Below are 2,048 nucleotides of genomic sequence, written 5' to 3'. Positions count from 1 at the left end.
AAGCGCCCGGCAAATGCAGGCCCATCACTTCCATCAGCAGCTGGTTGGTGTTGGCCGTGCCGTAGAAGGTGCAGGTGCCGGGGCTGTGGTAGGACTTCATCTCCGACTCCAGCAACTCCTCGCGGCTGGCCTTGCCCTCGGCATAGCGCTGGCGCACGTCGGCCTTCTGCTTGTTGGAAATACCCGAAGGCATCGGCCCGCCCGGCACGAACAGCATCGGCAGGTGGCCGAAGCGCAGCGCGCCCATCATCAGGCCGGGCACGATCTTGTCGCAGATGCCCAGCATCAATGCTGCGTCGAACATGTTGTGCGACAGTGCGATGGCTGTGGACATGGCGATCACTTCGCGGCTGGCGATGCCCAACTCCATGCCCGGCTCGCCCTGGGTGACGCCGTCGCACATGGCCGGCACGCCGCCGGCGAACTGGCCGACCGAGCCGATGTCGCGCAATGCCTGCTTGATCTGCTCGGGGTAGTGCTCGTAGGGCTGATGGGCCGACAGCATGTCGTTGTAGGCCGAGACGATGGCCACGTTGGCCGCATTCATCATGCGCAGGCTCTGCTTGTCTTCAGTGCCGCAGCCGGCCACGCCATGGGCGAAGTTGGCGCATTGCAGCTTGGCGCGCATCGGCCCGTCGCTGGCCGCGCCGCGAATCAGTTGCAGATAGCGTTCACGGGTAGGACGGCTACGGGCGATCAACCGTTCGGTGACCTCAAGAATGCGCGGATGCATGTACTGGACTCCAGGCTAAGGGGCAGCAACCTCTGCGGCGGTTTCCCTTACAAACGATTGCGGCCTAGGCTCAAGGCAAGGGGGCGATCGTCGAAGAAGAACGGCTTGGCCGGTCACTCGTTGTAGATTGAACAAAATACTGCCAGCAAAAAGGCTTGTTTTCTATTTTTTTACGAATAATCTTGTAATTCCAACAACAAAATCAGATTTTGTGATGCTCAAGCTCCGTTCAAGGGCATCACCCGGTCTGCCAGAGGTAGCTCCATGACGCTTCGTATCGCAATCAATGGCTTTGGCCGCATCGGCCGCAACATTCTTCGTGCACTGTATACCCAAGGCTACCGTCAGGACCTGCAGATCGTCGCCATCAACGACCTGGGCGACAGCGCGATCAATGCCCACCTGCTCAAGTACGACAGCGTCCATGGGCTGTTCGATGGCAGTGTCGAGTCCGATGGCGAGAGCCTGACCGTCAACGGTGACCGTATTGCGGTGAGCGCCATCCGCAACCCCGCCGAACTGCCGTGGAAGGCCCTGGCGATCGACGTGGTGTTCGAATGCACCGGCCTGTTCACCGAGCGCGCCAAGGCGGCAGCCCATCTTACTGCCGGGGCACGCAAAGTCATCATCTCGGCGCCGGGCAAAGGCGTGGACGCCACCGTGGTGTACGGGGTCAACCACGACATCCTGCGCCCGTCGCACCAGATCATCTCCAGTGCCTCGTGCACCACCAACTGCCTGGCACCCGTGGCCCAGGTACTGCACCGCGAGCTGGGCATCGAGCAGGGCCTGATGACCACCATCCATGCCTACACCAACGACCAGAGCCTGACCGATGTGTACCACAGCGACCCGTACCGCGCGCGCGCCGCGACCCAATCGATGATCCCGAGCAAGACCGGTGCTGCCGAGGCGGTGGGCCTGGTGCTGCCGGAGCTGGCCGGCAAGCTGACCGGCATGGCGGTGCGGGTGCCGGTGATCAACGTGTCGTTGGTGGACCTGACCGTGAACCTGGCGCGCGAGGCCAGCGTCGAGGAGGTCAATGCACTGATGAAAGAGGCCAGCCGGCATTCGAAGATTCTGGGCTACAACACCTTGCCGCTGGTGTCGTGCGACTTCAACCACAATCCGCTTTCGTCGATTTTCGATGCCAATCACACCAAGGTCGCCGGCAAGATGCTCAAGGTCATGGCCTGGTACGACAATGAGTGGGGGTTCTCCAACCGGATGCTGGATAACTGCCTGGCGCTGTGTAACGCACAGTAATAGATCAGTTGCCTGATCTGACGCCTTCGCTGGCAACAGCTCCCACAGG

2 protein-coding genes are annotated in these 2,048 nt (G+C 61.4%); one reads left to right on the top strand and one right to left on the bottom strand.

Translation table 11 applies throughout. The features are described 5' to 3' along the window. Positions 1–733: dihydroxy-acid dehydratase domain-containing protein (locus G3436_RS21695; RefSeq protein ID WP_178116556.1), on the bottom strand; the 733-nt coding region annotated here is incomplete at its 3' end. A 264-nt stretch (positions 734–997) separates the two neighbouring features. Here G3436_RS21695 and gap point away from each other — a divergent pair. Further along, positions 998–1,999, top strand: a complete 1,002-nt coding sequence (gene gap, locus G3436_RS21690; RefSeq protein ID WP_163949312.1) for a type I glyceraldehyde-3-phosphate dehydrogenase — start codon at positions 998–1,000, stop codon at positions 1,997–1,999. Positions 2,000–2,048: the final 49 nt, after the last annotated feature.

It is taken from the genome of Pseudomonas brassicae, from assembly GCF_010671725.1.
Taxonomy (GTDB): domain Bacteria; phylum Pseudomonadota; class Gammaproteobacteria; order Pseudomonadales; family Pseudomonadaceae; genus Aquipseudomonas; species Aquipseudomonas brassicae.
Note: the sequence above shows the minus strand (reverse complement) of the source record. Positions and strands in the feature narration are given on the sequence as shown.

Coding starts and splice junctions, on each gene's coding strand:
- gap (WP_163949312.1), top strand. CDS start 998: ATGACGCTTCGTATCGCAATCAATGGCTTTGGCCGCATCGGCCGCAAC.